The following is a 21,997-nucleotide window of genomic DNA, read 5'->3' as shown; positions in this document are numbered from 1 at the left end:
TACCGTCAGGTCCCGTGTCCAGCGCTGTCGTCCCGTCCACCTCGCGGGCGTGGTCCCGTGCCTTCGCCGATCTGACCGGCGGATGGGGGCAGCGGGAGCTGTGGGGACACCTCGGCTGGCAGGACATCAAGCAGCGGTACCGCCGGTCGGTGCTCGGCCCCATCTGGATCACCATCAGCATGGCGGTCACCGCCATCGCGCTGGGCATCCTCTACGCCGGGCTGTTCGGCAACGACCTGGCGGTCCAGCTGCCCTACATCCTGGTCGGCTTCATCGTCTGGGCCTTCGTCAGCGGCTGCATCCTCGAGGGCGCCGAGGTGTTCATCGCCAACGAGGGCCTCATGAAGCACCTGCCCGCCCCGTTGAGCGTGCACGTCTACCGGCTGATCTGGCGGCAGACGCTGCTGCTCGCCCACAACATGATCGTCTACCTGATCATGCTGCTGGTCTTCCCGCAGCCGCTGGACTGGACGATCCTCGCCGCCGTGCCCGCGGTGGCGCTGCTGGCGCTCAACGGCGCCTGGGTGGCCCTGCTGTTCGGGATGGTCACCGCGCGGTTCCGGGACCTGGCGCCGATCACCCAGAGCCTCGTCCAGCTGATGTTCTTCATGACGCCGATCGTCTGGATCTACGACGACCTGCTGAACAGCCCGAACCCCGCCATCGCCGAGCGCGCCCGGCTGGCCGAGTTCAACCCCTTCCTCCACTTCATCGAGATCGTCCGCCGGCCGTTGCTCGGCCAGGACCTGCTGCTGCGGCAGTGGGTCATCGTGCTGGTCATCACCGTCGTGGGCTGGTTGCTCACCCTGGTGGTGCTGCGCCGGTACCGGTCCCGCGTCACGTATTGGGTGTGAACGTGTCCGCGAGTTCCCCTCCTCCGATCGGCATCACCACCAAGGACGCCTGCGTCGACTTCCCGATCTTCGACGCGAAGAGCCGGTCGCTGAAGAAGACCGTCATCGGCATGGTCGGCGGCAACATCGACAGCGACGCCAAGGTGCCCGTGATCGAGGCGCTGCGGGACATCACGCTGAACCTGGAGCACGGCTCCCGGGTGGGCCTGGTGGGGCACAACGGCGCGGGCAAGTCCACGCTGCTCCGGCTGCTGTCGGGCATCTACGAGCCCACCCGCGGTTTCGCCGAGGTGCGCGGCCGGGTCGCGCCGGTCTTCGACCTCGGCGTCGGGATGGACCCGGAGATCTCCGGCCTGGAGAACATCATGATCCGCGGCCTCTTCCTCGGGATGAACCGCAGGGAGATGGAGGCCCGGGTCGACGACATCGCCGACTTCACCGAGCTCGGCGACTTCCTGCGCATGCCGCTGCGCACCTACTCCACCGGCATGCGGGTGCGGCTGGCGCTCGGCGTCGTCACCAGCATCGACCCGGAGATCCTGCTGCTCGACGAGGGCATCGGGGCGGTCGACGCGGCGTTCCTGGAGAAGTCGAAGAAGCGGCTGTCGGAGCTGGTGGAGCGCTCCGGCCTGCTGGTGTTCGCCTCGCACTCCGACGAGTTCCTGCGCGAGCTGTGCGACACCGCCATCTGGATGGAGCACGGCCGCGTCAAGCAGCAGGGCGACCTCGACGACGTCCTGCGCGCCTACAAGGGCGGCGCGTGACCCCGGCCGCCGGCCCGCGGCCGCAGGTGGTCGCCGTCGTCGTCACCCGGCACCGCCGGGAGCTGCTGGCCGGGAGCCTGGCCGCGATCGCCGCCCAGTCCCGGCCGGTCGACCACGTGGTGGTCGTCGACAACGGGCCCGACGACTCGGCCGAGCCGGTCGTGCGGGCCAGCGGCCTGGACGTGACCTACCTGCCCAGCCAGCGCAACCTCGGCGGCGCCGGGGGCTTCGCGCTGGGCATGCTGGTCGCCCTCGCGCGGGGCGCGGACTGGGTGTGGTGCGCCGACGACGACGGGCGCCCGGCCGACGGCGCCGTCCTGCAGACCCTGCTGGACTGCGCGGAGCGGCACGGCCTGGCGGAGGTCTCGCCGCTGGTCACCGACATGGCCGACCCCGACCGGCTGGCGTTCCCGCTGCGCCGCGGGCTGCGCTGGCGGCGCCGCCGCAGCGACTTCGCCGGGCTCGACCTGCTGCCGCGCTACGCCTCTCTGTTCAACGGCGCGCTGTTCAGCGCCGCCGCGCTCGACGTCGTCGGCGTCCCCGACTACCGGCTGTTCTTCCGCGGCGACGAGACGGAGGTGCACCGGCGGCTGGTCCGGTCCGGCCTGCCGTTCGGCACCTGCCCGGCGGCGGCGTACCTGCACCCCGAGGGGACGACGGAGTTCGAGCCGATCCTCGGCGGGCGGCTGTCGGCGCAGTACCCGGCCAACGACGTCAAGCGGTACTTCACCTACCGCAACCGCGGCTACCTGATGTCCCAGCCGGGCATGCGCTGGCTGCTGCCGCTGGAGCTCATCCGGTTCAGCTGGTTCTTCCTGGCCACCCGCCGGGACCCGGCCGCGTGGCTGGAGTGGCTGCGCCTGGTGCGCGCCGGCCGCCGGGAGCACTTCACCCGACCCTGAGCCCGGCCGCATGACCGGCCCGGGTCAGTGGCGGCGCAGGGCGCGGCCGTCCGGGAGCGTGCGGCCGCTCAGCAGGGCGACCAGCGGGCCGCTGTCGGCGCGGACGGCCGCGCCGTCCCCCCAGCTCCAGGCGGTGTCGGCGGCCTCGAGCCGGACGCCGGCCAGGTCGATCCCGAAGAACGCGCCGTCCGCGGCGGTGAGCTGGTCGAGGACGGCGACCACGGCCTCGACCGGTGCGACCGCCGGCCGGTCCAGCGCGACGGTCACGTCCAGGGCGTGGATGACGGCGTGGGCCAGCGCGCCGGCCGCGCCACCGCCCGGCGGCTGCCACCCGTGCAGCACCGGCGAGCGCAGCGCGGCCAGCAGCTCGGCGGCCGGCAGGGCGGCGTCGCGGGCCGCCACGGTGTCGGAGAGCCGGCCGAAGTCGCCGCCCGCGGCCGCCATCTCGGCGCCGAACTGCTCGGCCGACAGCCGCGCCGGCATCGTCACGTGCGCCACCACGTGCCGGACCTGCCATCCCGCGCACAGCGACGGGGCGTCCCAGGTCCCGGCCGGGGCGGAGTCCAGCAGGTCGGCGAGGCCGTCGTACGTCCGCGCCACCCAGGACCTGAGGTCGCGCGCGTCCTCGTCGTGTCCGCTCTCGGTCATCCCGGTCCCTCTCCTCGTCCCACCGCCCCGCACGCCCGAGTCGGGGCCCCACCCGGAGACCTTCGCCGATGTCGGGACTCATCGGCCACCGGGGGAGCTGGTTAGGGTCACTCCCGTGATCACGCGCGCCGAGCTCGACGCCGCCCTGCGCCTCGTCCGGCCGCACGTGCCGGTGACCCCGGCGTACCGCTGGCCGCTGCTCGAGCAGGTCACCGGCACCCCGACCTGGGTCAAGCACGAGAACGCCACGCCCACCGGCGCCTTCAAGGTGCGCGGCGGGCTGGTCCACGTGGCCCGGCTGCGCGACGCCGCACGCCCGGTCCCCGGCATCGTCTCGGCCACGCGCGGCAACCACGGCCAGTCGCTGGCGTACGCCGGGCGGGTGCACGGCCTCCCTGTCACGATCGTCGTCCCCGAGGGCAACAGCCCGGACAAGAACGCCGCGATGCAGGGGTTCGGCGCCGAGCTGGTCGTGCACGGGCGCGACTTCCAGGAGGCGCGCGAGCACGCGGTGCGGCTCGCCGGGGAGCGCGGGCTGCAGCTGGTGCCGTCCTTCCACCCCGACCTGGTCGCCGGCGTCGCGACCTACGCCGCGGAGCTGCACGAGCAGGTCCCCGATCTCGACGTGGTCTACGTGCCGGTCGGCCAGGGCTCCGGGCTCTGCGCCAACATCGCCGTCCGCGACCTGCTGGGCCGCGACACCGAGGTCGTCGCCGTCGGGGCCGCGGGTGCCCCGGCGTACGCGCTCTCCTTCCAGGCCCGCCGCCCGGTCTCGACGCCCGCCGTCGACACCTTCGTCGACGGCGTCGCCACTCGCGTCCCCGACGAGGACGCGGTCGCGGTGATGCTCCGCGGAGCCGCCCGGTTCGTGCAGGTCGACGACGAGGCCACCGAGCGGGCCATGCGCCTGCTGTGGCGGACGACGCACCAGATGCCCGAGCCGGCCGGCGCGATCGCGCTCGCGGGACTCCTCGCCGATCGCGCGCGCCCCGCCGGTGCCGTGGCCGCGACGGTGCTGACCGGCGGCAACTGCGACAGCGAGCTCGTCCGGCGCGTCGTCGTCGGCGCCTGAGATCCGGACCTGGTACTGAGGAGGGCATGACCTCCCGCCGGCGGACCCTGGCGCCCGCCGCGGTGCTCGCCGTCACCCTCGTCACGGTGTCGGCGTGCACGTCGTCCGAGCGCGCGTCGGCCCCGGCGGAGTCGTCCAGCCCCGTCGCCACCCCCTCCGACGCCGAGGACCCGGGCGCGGCCTGCGTCGTCGCGGCCGCCGGCGACGTGGCCGGCGAGGACGACCTGGAGGAGGGGGCGGAGCGGACCGCGGAGCTCATCGCCGACGCGGAGCCGCGGAAGGTGCTGGCGCTGGGGGACCTCGCCTACCCGGACGGCACGGCGGCGGAGTTCGCGGACCTCTACGACCCCACCTGGGGCGCGTTCAAGGACATCACCGCTCCCACGCCGGGCAACCACGAGTACCGGTCGGAGGGGAAGGGCTACTACGACTACTTCGAGGTGGAGCCCAACTACGTCTTCGACGTCTGCGGCTGGCACGTCGTCTCGGTCGACCACTACGCAGGCATGGACGAGGCGGCCGCCTTCATCGAGGAGGAGGGCGAGGCGGCCGGGAACGCGCCGCTGCTCGTGTTCTGGCACGAGCCGCGCTTCTCCAGCGGGCACCACGGGACCGATGCGGAGTTCCAGCCGCTGTGGGAGGCGGCCGTCGAGGCGGGCGCGGAGATCGTGCTCAACGCGCACGACCACCACTACGAGCGGTTCGAGCCGCTCGACGAGGACGGCAGGCCCCGCTCGGACGGCGCCGTCCAGTTCGTGTCCGGCAACGGGGGGCACAACCTGCGCGAGCTCGACGACCGCGAGCCGCACAGCGCGGTGGCCGTCGCCGGCACGCCCGGCGTCCTGTTCCTGACGCTGCGGGCCGACGGGTACGACTGGAGCTACCGGGACGTCGAGGGCCGGACGGGGGACGCCGGCACCCGTGAGCTCTAACGTGGCCGGGTGACCATCCAGATCGAGCCGGCGACGGCGGCGCGCTTCGACGACGTCGCCACGATGCTCGGCCCCAAGAAGCCGGGGTCCGACGTCTGCTGGTGCCTCAGCCACCGCCTCGACTCGAGGACGAACCGGGAACTCGTCGGGCCGGCCCGCGGGGAGTACGTCCGCGGCCTGACCGAGCGTCCGGTCGCCCCCGGGGTGCTGGCCTACGACGGCGGCGAGGTGGTCGGCTGGGCCGCGGTCGCGCCCCGGTCGGAGCTGCCGTTCGAGCGCTCCACGAAGATCCCGCACGTCGACGACCTGCCCGTGTGGTCCCTCTGGTGCATCCGGGTGCGTCCGGGTCACCGCGGCCGGGGCATCGCGCACGCGCTCGTCCAGGGGGCGGTCGAGTACGCCGCGGCCCAGGGCGCCCCGGCCGTCGAGGGCTACCCGGTCGACAATGAGGGCCGCAAGGTCGACCTCACCATGGCCTTCGTCGGCACCCGGAGCCTGTTCGAGAAGGCCGGGTTCACCAAGGCCGCGGACACCGGCTCCGTCGCGGGCGGGTTCCCCCGGGTGCTCATGCGCCGGGCGCTCGCCTGACCCCCGTCTCCCGGCACGGGCCTCGTCCGATCAGCCCGGCTGGGGGGCGGATGGCCGGCGCGCGGGGAAGCGATCGGCGAGTCGCCAGCCGAGCCAGACGCCGATGCCGCCGCTGATGAGGGTGCCGGGCCACCCGTAGGTGAGCACAGCGGCCGAGGCGAAGGCGAAGATGACCTTGTGGAGCAGGTACAGGTCCACCTCCACGGGTGGGAGGTCCACGTCGAGGACCCCGACGCCGAGGAGTCGGGCGACTCCGAGCGCCATGAACAGGGACACGGCGGCGGCGCCGAGCGCCCAGTAGTGCGTCAGCCGGCCCGCCTTGATGGCGTAGATGGCTCCGGCCATCCCACCGGACCAGGTGAGCGTCCCTAGGACGACCGTCATCCAGTGGCCCGCATCGGCCACCAGGGCCGACGCGCAGCTGCTGCCGAAGACCACGCTGACCGGTTTCACCCACTCCAAGAGCGTGTTCCACCGCGCGCCTTCCGTGTCGAGGCGTTCGCGCAGGGACGGGCTGCCGGGCGCAGCCGGCGGCGGCTCGGGTGCGGTCGCGGCCGACGGCGGAGACTGCTGTTCGGTCGAAGGGCGCGACCGTTCCCCATCCGGTGCTCGTCGCGGTCGGTCGGTAGCCCCGGCGAGCTGCACGAACCGGTGCAGGGTCCGGCCGCGGCCGTCGACCACCAGCACCTCGTCACCGGGTGCGGCGAGGGTCCGTGCGCGGTCCTCGGCTCCTCGCCAGGTGGAAGCCCGGTGGGCCGGCTCGGCGGCCGAAGCGGGGCGGGCGTCCCAACCGCCGATGGCGTTGGGCTCGACGATCCAGCAGGCCACGTCACACCTCCGCGCGGATCAGCGCGAACGGGACGCGAGGGGAGCGGGGTGGTGGTGGCCGTGGTCGCGGAGCAGGTGCTCGTCGAGCGCGCCGGCCTGCGCGGCCTGCTCGGAGTCTGCGCGGTGGGTCAGCTGACGCAACATGGTGGTCCTCCCGGTGGGGGGCCTGCGCCGGACGCCCCGGCGATGGCCTGCACCCACTGTCGGGGTCCACGAGCACGGTCAGCAGCCACCCTGGGTGGCGGAGCACCACCACCTGCGGGTGGACGGTCCACACCTGGAACGGCAGGAGGGCCCCGCACCGATGTCTCGGTGCGGGGCCCTCCTGGCCGGCGGTGGCCCTCAGGTCACGAGGGCTGCGACTCCGACGGCGCACCGTCGACGGGAGCCCGGGTCCGGGTGACGGTCCCGGCCTGCGGCCCACCGGAGAGCGCGGGACGTCGCGCGGCGTAGGCGAGGATCGGCACGGTGGCGAGGACCAGGGCGCCGAGCAGCTTGAAGGTGTCCTCGACGTACACGACGTCCGGACGCACCAGGTCGATGAGGATGGAGGTCACCAAGAGGACGCCGCCGAGGACGTACACCCGGGTCACCGTGCGCTCCGCCGACCTCGCCAGCAGCCACAGGACGCCGGCCCCCAGGCAGGCGTACACCACGTAGAACCCGACCTGCGGGAGGCCCAGGGCGTAGGGGCCGACCGACTCGTGCAGCATGAACGCGTCGTCCACGACGAGGACGAGCATGAGCGCCCCGAAGACGCGCAGGACCAGGCGCTCCGTCGGGAGTACCCACGCCACGAAGAAGGCCAGGGCACCGGCGACCGCCCACACGATGACGTTGAGCACGGTCACGGACCCCAGGGCCGGCGACGTGTCGAACGTCCAGTGGTAGTCGCCGGTGATGTACGAGAGGGGGACGTCGAGCAGGTACCCCGCGACGGCCGCGAGGCCCATCACGCAGAGACCGGCGAGCAGGGCCGACGCGACCACGATCCGCGTGAACATTGGAGGACCGTACGTCAACGCTCCGGGGTCCCCAGGGAAGACCGACGGGTGCGCCGCTACTGGGTGACACCGGGTCAGCCGGTCGGGTGACACCCGTCCGTGGCGCAGCAGCACGAGGGCCCCGCACCGCGCGCGGTGCGGGGCCCTCGTGTGCCCGGGACTCAGCGGGGGCCGGGGTTCGCGAGGAAGGCCTTCTCCCAGCTCTGCGGCGAGGTGAGCTCGCCCAGGTGCGCCCGGTACTGCTCGGCGAGCTTGGGGAACTCCTTGTAGAGCTGGACGTGCACCCGCACCGAGTGGCGCAGCATCCGCCAGAAGGTGTCCTGCTCCCGGCGGCGGAAGGTGACCCCACGGCCGTCGGCGGTGCCGACCGTGGCGCTGTCCAGCCGGGACAGCAGGAACCAGCGGGCGTCCTGCGCGCTGATGTTCAGCTGCGGCCGCTCGGCCGCCTGCGGCTTGGGCGGGCGCACGTTGTGCACCAGGGCGGCGAGCAGGGTCCGGCCGATGGTGATCGGCGTGGTCGGCGGCTTCATGAACCGCTCGGCCTTCACCCCGCTCATCGAGGGCAGCGGCAGGTCCGAGGAGGAGCCGATGACCTGGCCGTCCGGGTAGTCGCCCTGGTGCTCCAGGGCGGTGGGCAGCGCGGTCGGCAGCAGCGGGAAGAGCTTCTCGGGGCCGGCCAGGAAGTCGTCGTAGGCCCGGTGGTGCAGCGCGGCCGTCGCGTACTGCAGCATGATCAGGAACTTCAGGTCGAACTTGAAGGTGTCCCGCAGCAGCGTGCCGCCGTGCTTGTACTCGGTGTGCAGCGCCGCGGCGACCAGCCGGTTCCGGGTGTGGAAGTACGCCTGCCACCCGGCGGTGTCGTCCTTGTCGCTCCACGACAGGTGCCAGACGGCGGCACCGGGCAGCGTCGCGACCGGGTACCCGTGCTCGCGGGCGCGGATGCCGTACTCGGCGTCGTCCCACTTGATGAAGACGGGCAGGGCGAAGCCCAGCCGCTCCATCACCTCGCGCGGGATGAGGCACATCCACCAGCCGGTGTAGTCGACGTCGACCCGGCGGTGCAGGTCGACGGCCTTGCGCAGGTTCTTCTTCGCGAAGTCGTGCGCGTACTCGGTGTTGGGGGCGGCCCGCCAGAAGAACTTGTCCGGGGCGACGACCTCGCCCATGGTGTGCAGCACCGAGCGGTCCTGCAGGGCCAGCATCTGCCCGCCGACCAGCATCGGGCTCTTGGCGAACCGGGCGAAGGCGAACAGCCGGGCGATGCTGTCCGGCTCCAGTTGGACGTCGTCGTCCAGCAGCACGTGGTGCGTTGCGTCGGTGGAGTTCAGCGCCTCGTACATGGTCCGCGAGAACCCGCCGCTGCCGCCGAGGTTGCCCTGCTCGACCAGCAGCAGCCGGTCGCCGAGCGCCTGGGACGCGGCGGCGAAGCCACCGGCGTCCCGGACCTTCCGGGTGCCCTGGTCGGCGACGATCACCCGGGAGATGAGCTCGGAGACCACCGGGTCGCCGGCCAGCGCGCTCAGCGCGGAGACGCAGTCGTCGGGGCGGTTGTACGTGCAGATGCCGATGGACAGCCGCGCCTCCTGGACCGGCGGCTGCGGCGCCCACCACGAGGCCTGGTGCACGGTGACCGGGGCGTCGTCGGCGCTGACGTCGAACCAGTACCAGCCGCCGTCCTCGAACGGCGTCAGGTCCAGCTCGAACTCAAGCGTCCGGTCCTCGCCCGTGGTGGTCGTGCCGGTGACGTGGATGATGCTGCCGTCGGCCTTGGACCGGTACACGTCCACGCGGCCGGGCCCGGAGACCCGCATGCCCAGGATCACGGCCGGCAGCACCGTCCAGCGGCGCCAGTAGCTGGCCGGGAACGCGTTGAAGTAGGTCGCGAAGGAGACCTCGTTGCCGGCGGCGATCGTCGCGTCGGAACGGCTGGAGGACTTCACCCGCCGGCTCTCGGTCTCGTCGACGTAGAGCGAGCGGACCTTCAGCGGGTCGCCGGGGCGGGGGAGGATCACCCGCTGCAGCAGCGTGACCGCCTTGCCGGAGGCCAGGTCGGCCGCCGACGGCTCGCTCACGCGCTCCGGGGACACGGGGTTCTGCGTGGTGGTCATGGTGGGTCTCAGTCCTCCAAGCGGCCGTCGAGCGCGCCGCCGGTGTCGAAGAAGGGGCGGATCCGGTTGTCGAACATGCTCAGGGCCGACCCGATCGCCATGTGCATGTCCAGGTACTTGTAGGTCCCCAGCCGGCCACCGAAGAGCACGCGCTTGTTCGCGGCCTCCTTGTTGGCCAGCTCCCGGTAGACCTCGAGCTTGGCCCGGTCCTCGGGCGTGTTGATCGGGTAGTACGGCTCGTCGCCGCTCTCGGCGAACCGCGAGTACTCCCGGACGACGACGGTCTTGTCGGTGGGGTAGTCGCGCTCGGGGTGGAAGTGGCGGAACTCGTGGATCCGCGTGAAGGGGACGTCCTCGTCGGCGTAGTTCATCACCGAGGTGCCCTGGAAGTCCCCGATCGGCAGGACCTCGGTCTCGAAGTCCAGCGTCCGCCAGCCCAGCTCACCGGCGGAGTAGTCGAAGTACTTGTCGATCGGCCCGGTGAACACCGTCGGCACGTCCTGCGGGAGCTCGTCCCGGACGTCGAAGTAGTCGGTGGACAGCCGCACCTCGATGTTCGGGTGGTCGGCCATCCGGGACAGCCAGGCGGTGTACCCGTCGACCGGCAGGCCCTCGTAGGCGTCGTTGAAGTACCGGTTGTCGAACGTGTACCGCACGGGGAGGCGGGCGATGACCGCGGCGGGCAGGTCGGTCGGGTCGGTCTGCCACTGCTTCTTGGTGTACCCGCGGATGAACGCCTCGTAGAGCGGGCGGCCGATCAGCGAGATCGCCTTCTCCTCGAGGTTGGCCGCCGAGGAGGTGTCGATCTCGCCGGCCTGCTCGGCGACGAGCGCCCGCGCCTCGGTGGGGGAGAAGCTCTTGTCGAAGTACTGGCAGATCGTGGCCAGGTTGATCGGCAGCGAGTAGGTCTTGCCCGCGTAGATGCTGAAGACCCGGTGCTGGTAGTTCGTGAACTCGGTGAACTGGTTGACGTACTCCCAGACCCGCTGGTTCGAGGTGTGGAACAGGTGGGCGCCGTAGACGTGCACCTCGATGCCGGTCTCGGGCTCGGGCGCGGAGTACGCGTTGCCGCCGATGTGGTCCCGCCGGTCGATCACCAGGACCTTCTTGTCGAGCTGGGTGGCCACCCGCTCGGCGACGGTGAGTCCGAAGAACCCTGAGCCCACGATGACGATGTCGGGACGTGCGTCAGTCACGGAGCCCGACGTTACCCGGCGGCGGGGGGAAAGGCCGTCCGGAGGCGGGGGCGGGGGGCGTGTGCCGACCCGTTCCGTCACATCGGCACCACCGGCCACGGGGTCGGCGCGGCGCACGGGCGTCGGGTGCACGGTGCCCGGAGCGGTGTGCCAGTGTCGGCACGTGCCCGGCTCCCCGCAGACGACCCCTTTGCGCGTGGTCGCGGTGACCTACTCGCCGGGCGAGGCGCTCGACGGGTTCATCGAGTCCCTGGCCGAGGCGACGACGCTGCCGACCGACGTCGTCCTGGCCGACAACGGCTCCACCGACGGCGTGCCCGAGCGGACCGCGGCCGCCTGCTCGAACGTCCGGCTGCTGCGCACCGGCGGCAACGTCGGCTACGGCGCGGCGGTCAACGCCGGCCTCGCCGACCTGACCGACGGCTGGGCGCTGGTCGCCAACCCCGACGTCCGCTTCGAGCCCGGCTCCATCGACGAGCTGCTGGCCGCCACCGCGCGCTGGCCGCGGGCGGCGACGCTCGGCCCGGCGATCCGGACGCCGGAGGGCGAGCTCTACCCGTCCGCGCGGGACCTGCCCTCGCTGTCCACCGGCATCGGGCACGCGGCGTTCGGCTGGTTCTGGCCGGCCAACCCGTGGACGGCGCGCTACCGCCGGGAGCGGGAGGCGCCGCGGGAGCGCCCGGCCGGCTGGCTGTCCGGCTCCTGCCTGCTGGTCGACCTGGCCGCGTTCCACTCGGTCGGCGGCTTCGACCCGGGCTACTTCATGTACTTCGAGGACGTCGACCTGGCCGCGCGCCTGGGCCGGCGGGGATGGCTCAACGTCTACGTCCCCTCGGCGGTCGTCGTCCACGAGGGTGGTCACGCGACCCGCCGTCAGCCGCACCGGATGGCCCGGGTGCACCACACCAGCGCGCTGCGCTACCTCTCCGCCGAGCACCCCGGCTGGCGCAACGCGCCGCTGCGCGCCGGGCTCCGGGCCGGGCTCGGTGCCCGGATGCTGCTCTCGTACGTCAGCGGCCGGGTGGCCGCCGGGGCCCGCTTCCAGCGCGGCGCCGACGAACTGGACTGAGGAGGACGCGCGTGCGCCACGCGGTCGTCATGGCCGGCGGCTCGGGGACTCGGCTGTGGCCGCTGTCGCGGGCGAGCCGGCCCAAGCAGCTGCTCGACGTGGTCGCCGAGGAGGGCGGCGGGGCGCACAGCCTGCTCGCCGAGGCCTTCGCCCGGCTGCGCACGCTGCTGCCCGCGGACCAGATCTGGGTGTGCACCGCCGCCCGGTACGCCGACGCGGTGCGCGCCGCGCTGCCCGAGCTGCACCCGGACCGGCTGGTGCTCGAGCCGGTCCCGCGGGACACCGCGAACGCGGTCGGGCTCGCCGCCGCGCTCGTCGCGGACGTCGACCCGGACGCGGAGCTCGCCGTGGTGAGCGCCGACCACGTCATCCGGCCGGTCGACCGGTTCATCGCCGCGCTGGGCACCGCCTACGACGTGCTCGCCGTCCGCCCCCGCGCGCTGGTCACCCTGGGGGTCACGCCGACGTCCCCGGCGACCGGCTTCGGGTACGTGCAGAAGGGCGCGCCGACCGAGGTGCGCGGCGCGGCCGAGGCCGCCTCGTTCCGCGAGAAGCCGGACCTGGCGACCGCCGAGGCCTACCTCGCGTCGGGGAAGTACGTCTGGAACTCCGGGATGTTCGTGTGGCGGGCGCAGACCGTGCTCGACGCGCTCCGGGAGCACCTGCCGGAGTCCGCGGCGGGGCTGGCCCGGATCGTCGCCGCCCCGGCCGGTCCGGAGCGGGACGCCGTCCTGGCCGAGGTGTTCCCGACGCTGCCGAAGATCAGCGTCGACTACGCGGTGCTGGAGCCGGCGGCCACCGAGCCGGGCCGGGTCGCCGTCGTCGACCTGGACGTCGCGTGGCTGGACGTCGGCTCCTGGCCGGCGCTGGCAGACACGCTGGCCACCGACGCCGCGGGCAACGCCACCCGCGGGCTGACCGTGCTCGTGGACAGCGCCGGCAACGTGGTGCTCTCCGACGACCCCGAGCACCTGGTGGCGCTGGTGGGCGTGCGGGACAGCGTGGTGGTGCACACCGCCGACGTCACGATGGTCTGCCCGGTGGCCGACGCCGAGCGGGTCAAGCAGCTGCTCGCCGCGGTCGAGGAGGCGCACGGAGCCCGCTTCTCCTGAGCTGGGACGGGTGTGACGGGTGGGGCAGCAGTCACACCCCGTGTTCGTGACGTAACGGTCCGGCCGGGGTGTCGGTGTCCGGAGTGCGCCGGTTCGGGCATGGTTGAGCGTGCCGGGCGGTTGCAGTCGCCAGCGGCGGCGGTTCTGTCGCCTGCCGGGCGGTTGCCGGGGACGGTCGGCCCGCACCCATCGAGGAGGACCTGCAGATGAGCGCCCACGCACTCGAGGACGCCCGGCCGTGGACGGCGAGCGAGCTAGCATCGGTCGCGATGGACGGGATGACCGCGAGGCCTCCGCGGCCGGTCGAGGTCCCCAACCGGCCCGCTGAGTCCTGGGACGACACCGTCGTCATCGTGCGGGTGTACAACGAGGCGCCCGTCGTCGGCGGGGTCATCGCCGAGCTGGTCGCGGCCGGGCTGTCGGTCATCGCCGTCGACGACGCCAGCACCGACACCTCCGCCACCGAGATCGACAAGGCCGGAGCGTTCCGGGTGTCGCACCCGATCAACATGGGTGCCGGCGGGGCGCTGCAGACCGGCTTCGAGGCCGCGCTGCTGCTCACCGACGCGCGCTACATCGCCTGCTTCGACGCCGACGGCCAGCACCAGGTCCACGACCTGGTGGGCATGATCGCGAAGATCCGCGAGGGCTACGACGTCGTCATGGGCTCCCGCTTCCTGGAGGGCGACGGCCCGACCCAGATGAGCCCGCTGCGCCGGGTGATCCTCCGGACGGCGGCGAAGCTGCTCAACCGCGGCGGCGGGGTCAAGCTCACCGACGCGCACAACGGGCTGCGGATCGTGGCCCGGCACGTGGCCGCCGACGTCCAGCTCACCTACGCCGGCATGGCGTACGCCTCGCAGCTGGAGCAGCACCTGACCCGTCCGGAGTACCGGGTCGTGGAGCACCCCGTGCACATCCTGTACACCGAGTACTCGAAGTCCAAGGGCCAGCCGCTGCTCAACAGCATCAACATCCTCACCGAGGTGGCCGCCCACCGAGTGACCCACTGGGGCCGCAAGTGATCATCCAGCTCCTCCTCGTGCCGGCGCTGGTGCTGGCCGTCGTCCTCTCCCTGCGCTCGCGCTCGTCGCTGCGCGGGCAGGCCCGGCGGAAGATCCTCGCCGTGCTGACCATGGTGGCCGGCGTCCTGGCCGTGCTGTTCCCGGACGCGCTGCAGGCCCTCGCCGAGGCCGTGGGCGTCACCCGCGGCACCGACCTGCTGGTCTACGTGCTGGCCCTGGTGATCATCTACCTGGTCGGCAGCACCAGCGTCCGGTTCCGCGAGCAGGAGGCGCGCCTGGTCCAGCTCGCCCGCCAGGTCGCGCTGTCCGACGCGGCGCTCCGGCACGTGGAGGCGATGGCCGCGCGGTCACAGGAGACGGCGGACCAGGCTCCAGTACGCGGCCATGGTGCCGTTGAGGAACGCGCTCCCGCGCGGTAGCGGCAGCACGCTCTGCTCCAGGCGGGCGACGAGCATCCGGGACAGGAACCGGTCGTCGCGCCGCCGCGCCTGCTGGACCGCCCGGCGGTGGGCCAGCAGCCACCTCCGCTCCTGCAGCAGCCACCGGTAGCCGCGCACCTTCGCCGGCAGCCAGCCGCTGACCGCCGCCACCGCGCACGTCGCGAACTCGAAGGCGAGCAGCGCCGGCGCGAGCAGCAGCAGCGTCCGGGCCTCGTAGACGCTGAGCACCATCGCCAGCCGGTTCCGCTCGAGCAGGTAGAACTTGAGCTCGTTGCGGCCGAACTCGTAGTGGTGCAGCACGACGGCCGACGGCACGAACACGACGTCCCAGCCCTGCTGCCAGCAGCGCAGCGAGAGGTCGGCGTCCTCGCAGTAGGCGAAGAACGGCTCGGTGAAGCCGCCGAGGGCGTCCCACACCTGCCGCCGGACCAGGATCGCCGCGCCGGTGACGCTGGTGATCGGCGCCTCGACGGAGTGGTCCGCGGCCGGCTCGCCGAGGTGCCCGGCCCAGGACAGGCCCAGCACGTGCACCGGGTTCCCGGCCGAGTTGAGCAGCTCGGGCCGGTCGGCCAGCCGCAGGCTCGCCGAGGTGAGCCCCACCTCCGGCCGCGCGGCGACCTTGGCCAGCTCGCTCAGCGCGTCGGGCTCGACGAGGGCGTCGGAGTTGATGAAGGCCAGGAACTCCGACGTGCTGGCCGACGCCGCGAGGTTGCAGCCCCCGGTGAACCCGGTGTTCTCGCCCGGGGTCAGCACGGTCACGCCCGGCCGGTCGCGCAGCGGGTCCAGCGACGGGCTGGTGCACCCGTTGTCGACCAGCACGAGCCGCACGTCGACGCCGGTCGAGGCGAGGATCCGGTCGACCACCTCGTAGAGGTAGGGCTGGTCCCCGTAGGCGAGCACCACCGCGGTCACGTCCACGAGGAGTCCTTCCGGTCGGTGGGCGCCGGGTCGAGGACGACCGGCGCCGGGGTCAAGGGGTGTCGCAGGCGCAGCTGCACGGCCACGGCCAGGACGACGGCGGCGACCGCGCTGGCTGCCAGGAAGGCGTACCCGACGCGCAGCTCCAGCCGCAGCGGCAGCAGGAGGACGGCGAGGAACGTCGCGGCCCCGCACGCCCATCCCGCGACGGAGGAACGGTAACCGCGCACCGAGACCAGCGCCTGACCCACCACCGAGGCGACCATGTAGAGGCCGCTGGCCGCGGCGAGCGGCCAGAGGTCGCCGCGCACGGTGATGAACTCCGGCCCGTACACCAGGCGCACCAGCCAGGGGCCGATCGCGACGATCACGACCAGGCCGGCCAGGCCGAGCGCAGTGACGCCGGCGGTGACCAGCTCCAGCCGGCGGCGGAAGCCGGCCCGGTCGTCGACCGCGGCCAGCGCGGCCATGCCGGGCAGGAACGACGCCTGGATCGCGGCGAAGAGGAACAGCGGGATGCGAGCGAGCACGAGCACGCTGATGAACACGCCGGCGCGGGCCTGGTCGTCGGGGCCGGCGAGGACGTTGATGGCGACCGGCGCGGCGTTGACCACGAACTGGCTCGCCAGCGCGCCGGCGGTCAGCCAGCCGACCGCGTGCCCGATCTCGCCCCATGACGCGTGCGGGCCGGGGTGCACGGCCGGCCCGAGCCGGCCGGCGGTGACCGCGACGGCGACCAGGGGGGCGAGTCCGAGGAAGAGGCCGTACCAGCCGGCGGTGGCCACCCCGATCACCGTGAGGACGGCGGCGCTGCCGATGCGCAGCACGCCGTCGACGGCCAGCTGGCTGCCGTACCGGGAGAACGCCCCGCCGCCGGCGAACGCCCCGCGGGTGAGGTGCTGCGCGCACAGGCCGACGAGGCCGAGGAAGAGGGCCACGACCATGACCTGCTCGCCGTGGAAGACGCGGTCGGCCAGCGGGCCGCGGACGGCCAGCAGGACCACCCCGGCTCCGAGCACGATCCCGAGGGCGAGCAGCGCGGCGCGCAGGAACACCGGGCGCGCGCCGTCGCCGTGCGCCGCGCGGTGCGCGACCGAGCGGCCGACCTCCTGCTCCATGGGCTGGAAGAGCGCCGGTCCCAGCGCGTTGATGAGCACCCACAGCGTGCCGAGCGGCGCGAGCTCCGCGGGGCCCAGCGCGTGGCCGCAGACGGAGAGGAAGGCGAACGAGGCCAGGCCCAGGACGCCGAGCCCCGCGGCGACCGGACCGATCTGCCGGGCCACGGCGGGCAGTTCCCTCGGCAACGTGCTTCCCCCTCGATGCGCCAGCGGCGCTCACGAAGAGGGTAGGAGGCGCCCCGGTGCGCGCCGGACGTGGTCCTCGGTCGGCGGAGCTCGCCGACACGTCGACGTGAGCCGAGTGATCCGTGTTACTCCGGGGGTGGTTGTGGTGCGCCACGGGAAATCTGGCGCGTTCCCCGTTTAGAGCCGCGTCACTGGTCGGTGACTCGGCGTGTCCGTCTTGGGTGGTGGTGGTGTGCCAGCCGGGTGGGCTCGGTTTTGTGGAGACTTTCCGCCGATGCGTATGGCGGGGCCTTCTGGTGCACAACTTGCGCCCGGGATCGGTGGCGACACGGACACATGTGCCCAAGAAACGTCCTTGTCCCGGCTCCGTGAGCTGTTAACTTTCTGCCAGTCGCCCAACACGGGGCGCGGATCTATGGGGGTCCCATTCCATGAGCAACAAGCGCGCGCTGGCGGTCGGCTTCCTGACCGCCGGCCTCTCGGCCGGCATCCTCGCCACCGCCATCACCCCGGCTGCGGCGCAGGGCGCCCCGGTGGGCGGCTCGGGCAACGGCTACTACCTCGCCGGCGCCGGCAACACCAACGGCATGGCCGCCTACGCCTTCGCCTACGGCGAGGCCAACGACGAGGTCTACTTCGGCAACTTCGTCGACGCCACCCCGGGTGACGAGGCCCTCGTCCGCCGCGGCAACGGCTTCATCCTGCGTGGCTCCGAGGGCACCATGATCCTCTTCGGTGACAAGGGCGACACGGTGCTGGTCGGCAACTTCGACGCCGACCCCGAGGACGAGGTGGCCGTCCGTCGCGGCAACCACTACTTCGTGAAGAACGCGCTCGACAAGAGCGGCTACTCGGACTCCGACTTCTGGTACGGCGACCCGAACGACCAGGTCCTCGTCGGTGACTGGGACGGCGACGCCAACAACCTGGACACCCTGATGGTGCGTCGTGGCAACCACTACTTCGTCTCGAACGTGAACGCCAACGTCTACTCCGAGTACGACTTCCACTACGGCGAGGTCAACGACACCGTCCTGGCCGGCGACTGGGCCAAGGCCCCGGCCTACGTCAAGGACAACCCGGCGACCCCGGACGTCGACGAGTCCAAGCAGTACGCCGCCGCCGCCGACGACCCGGCCACCCGGAACGTCGACGAGTCCAAGGTCACCTTCGGTCTCGGCCTGAAGGTCAAGGACCTCGGCGTCAACTCCAACGGCGTGGACCAGCTGGCCATCAAGCGCGGCAACCAGTACTTCCTCTCCGAGGAGATCTCGGTCGCCAAGGTCGTCGCCCCGGCCGTCAAGCTGGACCCGATCTCGACCACCAGCTTCTACTACGGCAACCCCGGTGACACCGCGTTCGTCGCCAACTTCCCCTACACCTACGACGACAACCGCGCCGCCACCACCGGCGCCGGCACCTCCGCCACCATCACCGGCGACGGCATCGGCATCCGCCGCGTCATCGGCTGACCCTGACGGGAACGCCGCCGGGCCACCTCCTGAGGTGACCCCAGCACCGCACCACTGAACGACTGAGCCCCCGCCCGGACCCCAGGTCCGGGCGGGGGCTCAGTCGCGTATCCGGGCCCGGACGCCTTGCTGCGGCGGCCGGGTTGCCCTGGGTGCCCGTGCGGGGTCTGTCCCCAGGGCGGGCTCGATCGCACCGGCGCACCAGGCGGTGATGGCCGGCGAGGGGTCCATCGCACCCGGACTCCTCAGGTGTCCCTCTCGAGCGCCACGCACGTCATCCGAGCTCCCGGGCGAGCCGATCCGGGGGCGAGCCGTCCTTTCGGGAGTGCCGGTCACCCGTCGAGTCCCGGGGGTAGGGGCGGAGGGACCCGCTGGGCGCCCGGGCGGCACTGGAGGCCGCTATGGGCCGCTCCTGGGTTGTGCTGGAGACGAGCGGCGCCGCCTGGATCGGATCTCGTGGCAGCTGGCAGCGGCGGGCCCGGGGGCATGCCGCCATCGCCGCGCCGACCGGGCAGGCGGTCCCGGATGTAGCCGATCCGGGCCGCGGTGGACCCCGCCGGTGTGTCGACTCCACGTCCGCGCCCGGTCGGCCCCAGCGGCCACCGCCGACCGGTGGCCTTTCCCGTCGGGGCCGGCCTCCAGCTGGGTCGTGCGCCCGTCCGGCCGCCGCCCAGCTGGTGGGGAGCAGGCGCGTGATGTTCCCAGCCCGACGACTCGGGGCCGGGGTGATCAGTGCTGGACTCCGGCGGCAATCCGCGTCGCGGTGGGACGGATGTGACCACCGTTGTGGTTGGGGGGCGCGCCAGAAAAAGTGCGCGCCGGGTGTCGGCTGCCGACCGCATCGGCAGTCGGCGTCAGTGAAGGGCTGATTACTCGGCGTGTCCGGCTGGGGTGGTGGTGGTGTGCCAGCCGGACGAGGCCGGTTTTGTGGAGACTTTCCGCTGGAACAGGTGACGAGGGCTTTCGGTGCACAACTTGCGCCCGCGATCCGTGGCGACACGGACACATGTGCCTAAGGAACGTCCTTGCTCAGCGGTCGGTGACTGTTAACTTTCTGCCAGTCGCCCAACACGGGGCGCGGATCTATGGGGGTCCCATTCCATGAGCAACAAGCGCGCGCTGGCGGTCGGCTTCCTGACCGCCGGCCTCTCGGCCGGCATCCTCGCCACCGCCATCACCCCGGCTGCGGCGCAGGGCGCCCCGGTGGGCGGCTCGGGCAACGGCTACTACCTCGCCGGCGCCGGCAACACCAACGGCATGGCCGCCTACGCCTTCGCCTACGGCGAGGCCAACGACGAGGTCTACTTCGGCAACTTCGTCGACGCCACCCCGGGTGACGAGGCCCTCGTCCGCCGCGGCAACGGCTTCATCCTGCGTGGCTCCGAGGGCACCATGATCCTCTTCGGTGACAAGGGCGACACGGTGCTGGTCGGCAACTTCGACGCCGACCCCGAGGACGAGGTGGCCGTCCGTCGCGGCAACCACTACTTCGTGAAGAACGCGCTCGACAAGAGCGGCTACTCGGACTCCGACTTCTGGTACGGCGACCCGAACGACCAGGTCCTCGTCGGTGACTGGGACGGCGACGCCAACAACCTGGACACCCTGATGGTGCGTCGTGGCAACCACTACTTCGTCTCGAACGTGAACGCCAACGTCTACTCCGAGTACGACTTCCACTACGGCGAGGTCAACGACACCGTCCTGGCCGGCGACTGGGCCAAGGCCCCGGCCTACGTCAAGGACAACCCGGCGACCCCGGACGTCGACGAGTCCAAGCAGTACGCCGCCGCCGCCGACGACCCGGCCACCCGGAACGTCGACGAGTCCAAGGTCACCTTCGGTCTCGGCCTGAAGGTCAAGGACCTCGGCGTCAACTCCAACGGCGTGGACCAGCTGGCCATCAAGCGCGGCAACCAGTACTTCCTCTCCGAGGAGATCTCGGTCGCCAAGGTCGTCGCCCCGGCCGTCAAGCTGGACCCGATCTCGACCACCAGCTTCTACTACGGCAACCCCGGTGACACCGCGTTCGTCGCCAACTTCCCCTACACCTACGACGACAACCGCGCCGCCACCACCGGCGCCGGCACCTCCGCCACCATCACCGGCGACGGCATCGGCATCCGCCGCGTCATCGGCTGACCCTGACGGGAACGCCGCCGGGCCACCTCCTGAGGTGACCCCAGCACCGCACCACTGAACGACTGAGCCCCCGCCCGGACCCCAGGTCCGGGCGGGGGCTCAGTCGCGTATCCGGGCCCAGCACCGCCCTAGCGGACGACACGCGCGTCCACGAGCCGCCTCCGCGGGCCTCGTTACCCTCGACCGCGAGCGCTGCGGACGCGCATCGACGGGGGTGGGGGCAGGTCATGCGCGGTAGGGCCGCTGCGGTGCTCGGCGTCCTCGCGATCCTCTCCGCGTGCACCTCGCCGACGAGCTCCGGGCCGGCCGCCGAGCCCACCGGCACGGCCGCGGCGACCTCGCGACCGGAGCCCCCGGTGGTCGTCGTCTACGGCGACAGCTACGTCGGCCCGGGCCAGGGCTCGGATCTGCCGAGCGGCTGGCCGGCCCTGGTGGCGGACGACCTGGATCTCGAGCTGGTCAACCACGGCCACTCCGGGTCCGGGTACACCAACTGGGAGGTGGGCTGGTCCTACCCCTACACCGTCGCCACGGAGCCGCCGCCCGAGGACGCCGACGTCGTCGTCGTCTTCGGTGGCTTCAACGACGCCACCCTCGCCCCGGAGGCCGTCCGCCAGGACGCCGTCGCCACGTTCGCCCTCATCGAGGCGACTGCTCCGGAAGCGGAGCTCCTCGTCATCGGCCCGGAGTGGCCGAGGCAGGAGCCGACCGCGGCGCTCTACGCCCTGCGCGACGCCCTGGCCTCCGCCGCCGGCGGGGCGGGCGCCACGTTCGTCGACGCGAGCGGCTGGCTGATGGGGCGTCCGGAGCTCATCGCGTCGGACGGGCTGCACCTCAACGAGACCGGCCACGCCGTCTTCGCCGCGGAGATCACCCCGGCGCTCGCGGGGCTGCTCCCCGACCGCTGAGGAGGTCTCTCCGCAGTGGGGGAGGAAGAGAGCTCGTGCGGTGCGTTGGACACCCGGGCCCCGGCGATCGGAGGGGGCGCCACAACCGGGGCCCGGGTACCAGCGCGTCCCCACTCGGCGCGCCGAGCGGGACAGCACCCACAGTGTGCGATGGCGGCGACGGAGGCGGCCGGCCTTCGGTGACTGGGACGTGCTCACGTTATGCCCTCGGGAGGATCAACCGTCGGAGGCGGCGCGCGTCGCCAGCGAACGATTCCGACCCGGTCCCTGGGCCCCCGTCCGCCTCAGCCGACCGGTGTCCAGCTGGCGTCGGACTGCAGCCGCATCATCTGCGCGTCGTCCGGGATGCTGAAGCCGAAGGACCCTTCCACCGGCGTGAACGTGCCGTCGGCCTCCAGGCGGCGACCGTTCACGATCGTCCCCACGGCCAGCTGCACGTCGGCACCGGGCTCGGCGCCGAGCAGACCCTCGAGGATGCCGCGCAGCCGGAGCGTGCCGCTGCGGGCCAGCACGTTGCCGCGGACGACCGCCTCGATGTCGGCGTGCCCGTCCAGCCGGACCTCGATGGGGCCGTTGCAGGTGCCGATCAGGTCGAGCTGGCCGGTGACCACGGCACCACCGTGCAACGTGCCCTCGATCTCCACCGCGCCGTGGACCTCCAGCGGGCCCTGGACGTTGCCGGTCAGCTTCTCGAACATGCGCGCTCCCTCC

22 protein-coding genes are annotated in these 21,997 nt (G+C 72.6%); 13 read left to right on the top strand and 9 right to left on the bottom strand.

Annotation, left to right across the window (positions count from 1 at the left end; genetic code table 11):
* Positions 1-14: 14 nt before the first annotated feature.
* The 3 genes from HL189_RS05460 to HL189_RS05450 are packed head-to-tail and all read left to right on the top strand — an operon-like array spanning position 15 to position 2,520.
* The gene (locus HL189_RS05460; protein WP_369132694.1) at positions 15-854 is read left to right on the top strand and encodes an ABC transporter permease; all 840 of its coding nucleotides are present in this window, start codon (positions 15-17) and stop codon (positions 852-854) included.
* 2 nt (positions 855-856) lie between these two features.
* A complete protein-coding gene (locus HL189_RS05455) occupies positions 857-1,618 on the top strand; it encodes an ABC transporter ATP-binding protein (RefSeq protein ID WP_369132693.1) in 762 nt (253 codons plus the stop codon).
* Positions 1,615-2,520: a glycosyltransferase gene (locus HL189_RS05450; protein ID WP_369132692.1), complete on the top strand. Its 906-nt coding sequence runs from the start codon at positions 1,615-1,617 to the stop codon at positions 2,518-2,520. The genes HL189_RS05455 and HL189_RS05450 overlap by 4 nt, the downstream gene beginning before the upstream one ends.
* A gap of 24 nt (positions 2,521-2,544) precedes the next feature.
* Here the strand turns inward: HL189_RS05450 and HL189_RS05445 are convergent, their stop codons facing one another.
* Positions 2,545-3,168: a maleylpyruvate isomerase family mycothiol-dependent enzyme gene (locus HL189_RS05445; protein ID WP_369132691.1), complete on the bottom strand. Its 624-nt coding sequence runs from the start codon at positions 3,166-3,168 to the stop codon at positions 2,545-2,547.
* A gap of 115 nt (positions 3,169-3,283) precedes the next feature.
* On the opposite strand from HL189_RS05445, the gene HL189_RS05440 reads away from it, so the two are divergent.
* Genes HL189_RS05440 through HL189_RS05430 form a run of 3 tightly spaced genes read left to right on the top strand, consistent with a single transcriptional unit; the run spans position 3,284 to position 5,760 of the window.
* Positions 3,284-4,240, top strand: a complete 957-nt coding sequence (locus HL189_RS05440) for a threonine dehydratase (protein ID WP_369132690.1) — start codon at positions 3,284-3,286, stop codon at positions 4,238-4,240.
* A 26-nt stretch (positions 4,241-4,266) separates the two neighbouring features.
* Complete coding sequence (locus HL189_RS05435) at positions 4,267-5,172, top strand: metallophosphoesterase (RefSeq protein ID WP_369132689.1); 906 nt, start codon at positions 4,267-4,269, stop codon at positions 5,170-5,172.
* 9 nt (positions 5,173-5,181) lie between these two features.
* The gene (locus tag HL189_RS05430) at positions 5,182-5,760 is read left to right on the top strand and encodes a GNAT family N-acetyltransferase (protein ID WP_369132688.1); all 579 of its coding nucleotides are present in this window, start codon (positions 5,182-5,184) and stop codon (positions 5,758-5,760) included.
* A 30-nt stretch (positions 5,761-5,790) separates the two neighbouring features.
* Here the strand turns inward: HL189_RS05430 and HL189_RS05425 are convergent, their stop codons facing one another.
* From HL189_RS05425 to glf, 5 genes are all read right to left on the bottom strand, one after another.
* A complete protein-coding gene (locus tag HL189_RS05425) occupies positions 5,791-6,447 on the bottom strand; it encodes a hypothetical protein (protein ID WP_369132687.1) in 657 nt (218 codons plus the stop codon).
* A 159-nt stretch (positions 6,448-6,606) separates the two neighbouring features.
* The gene (locus HL189_RS05420) at positions 6,607-6,732 is read right to left on the bottom strand and encodes a hypothetical protein (protein WP_369132686.1); all 126 of its coding nucleotides are present in this window, start codon (positions 6,730-6,732) and stop codon (positions 6,607-6,609) included.
* A gap of 203 nt (positions 6,733-6,935) precedes the next feature.
* Positions 6,936-7,592 carry a hypothetical protein gene (locus HL189_RS05415; protein ID WP_369132685.1) on the bottom strand — a complete coding sequence of 219 codons (657 nt, stop codon included), beginning with the start codon at positions 7,590-7,592 and terminating at the stop codon, positions 6,936-6,938.
* Between the two features lie 161 nt (positions 7,593-7,753).
* A complete protein-coding gene (locus tag HL189_RS05410; RefSeq protein ID WP_369132684.1) occupies positions 7,754-9,700 on the bottom strand; it encodes a glycosyltransferase in 1,947 nt (648 codons plus the stop codon).
* 8 nt (positions 9,701-9,708) lie between these two features.
* Positions 9,709-10,896: a UDP-galactopyranose mutase gene (glf, locus tag HL189_RS05405; protein WP_369132683.1), complete on the bottom strand. Its 1,188-nt coding sequence runs from the start codon at positions 10,894-10,896 to the stop codon at positions 9,709-9,711.
* A gap of 196 nt (positions 10,897-11,092) precedes the next feature.
* Between glf and HL189_RS05400 the strand changes: the two genes are divergently transcribed.
* The 4 genes from HL189_RS05400 to HL189_RS05385 all read left to right on the top strand — a co-directional run bounded on the left by HL189_RS05400 (position 11,093) and on the right by HL189_RS05385 (position 14,521).
* On the top strand, positions 11,093-11,965 hold the full coding sequence (locus tag HL189_RS05400; protein ID WP_369132682.1) for a glycosyltransferase family 2 protein: 873 nt from the start codon (positions 11,093-11,095) through the stop codon (positions 11,963-11,965).
* 11 nt (positions 11,966-11,976) lie between these two features.
* Positions 11,977-13,077: a mannose-1-phosphate guanylyltransferase gene (locus tag HL189_RS05395; RefSeq protein WP_369132681.1), complete on the top strand. Its 1,101-nt coding sequence runs from the start codon at positions 11,977-11,979 to the stop codon at positions 13,075-13,077.
* Between the two features lie 206 nt (positions 13,078-13,283).
* On the top strand, positions 13,284-14,102 hold the full coding sequence (locus HL189_RS05390; protein WP_369132680.1) for a glycosyltransferase family 2 protein: 819 nt from the start codon (positions 13,284-13,286) through the stop codon (positions 14,100-14,102).
* Positions 14,099-14,521: a DUF2304 family protein gene (locus HL189_RS05385; protein WP_369132679.1), complete on the top strand. Its 423-nt coding sequence runs from the start codon at positions 14,099-14,101 to the stop codon at positions 14,519-14,521. Before HL189_RS05390 ends, HL189_RS05385 begins: the two co-directional genes overlap by 4 nt.
* On the opposite strand, the gene HL189_RS05380 is transcribed toward HL189_RS05385, so the two are convergent.
* Entirely contained in the window at positions 14,450-15,460 is a 1,011-nt protein-coding gene (locus tag HL189_RS05380) for a glycosyltransferase family 2 protein (RefSeq protein ID WP_369132678.1), read from the bottom strand. The genes HL189_RS05385 and HL189_RS05380 overlap by 72 nt on opposite strands.
* Positions 15,451-16,743, bottom strand: a complete 1,293-nt coding sequence (locus HL189_RS05375; RefSeq protein ID WP_369132677.1) for a lipopolysaccharide biosynthesis protein — start codon at positions 16,741-16,743, stop codon at positions 15,451-15,453. Before HL189_RS05375 ends, HL189_RS05380 begins: the two co-directional genes overlap by 10 nt.
* A 452-nt stretch (positions 16,744-17,195) precedes the next feature.
* On the opposite strand from HL189_RS05375, the gene HL189_RS05370 reads away from it, so the two are divergent.
* The 3 genes from HL189_RS05370 (at position 17,196) to HL189_RS05360 (ending at position 21,286) form a co-directional block, all read left to right on the top strand.
* A complete protein-coding gene (locus HL189_RS05370; RefSeq protein WP_369132676.1) occupies positions 17,196-18,236 on the top strand; it encodes a hypothetical protein in 1,041 nt (346 codons plus the stop codon).
* 1,101 nt (positions 18,237-19,337) lie between these two features.
* A complete protein-coding gene (locus HL189_RS05365) occupies positions 19,338-20,378 on the top strand; it encodes a hypothetical protein (RefSeq protein ID WP_369132676.1) in 1,041 nt (346 codons plus the stop codon).
* Positions 20,379-20,605: 227 nt separating this feature from the next.
* Positions 20,606-21,286, top strand: coding sequence for an SGNH/GDSL hydrolase family protein (locus tag HL189_RS05360; RefSeq protein ID WP_369132675.1), 681 nt, complete (start codon positions 20,606-20,608; stop codon positions 21,284-21,286).
* A 284-nt stretch (positions 21,287-21,570) separates the two neighbouring features.
* On the opposite strand, the gene HL189_RS05355 is transcribed toward HL189_RS05360, so the two are convergent.
* Positions 21,571-21,984 carry a hypothetical protein gene (locus tag HL189_RS05355; RefSeq protein WP_369132674.1) on the bottom strand — a complete coding sequence of 138 codons (414 nt, stop codon included), beginning with the start codon at positions 21,982-21,984 and terminating at the stop codon, positions 21,571-21,573.
* Positions 21,985-21,997 lie beyond the last annotated feature (13 nt).

The sequence above is a fragment of the Modestobacter sp. I12A-02662 genome (assembly GCF_041028325.1).
Taxonomy (GTDB): domain Bacteria; phylum Actinomycetota; class Actinomycetes; order Mycobacteriales; family Geodermatophilaceae; genus Modestobacter.
Note: the sequence above shows the minus strand (reverse complement) of the source record. Positions and strands in the feature narration are given on the sequence as shown.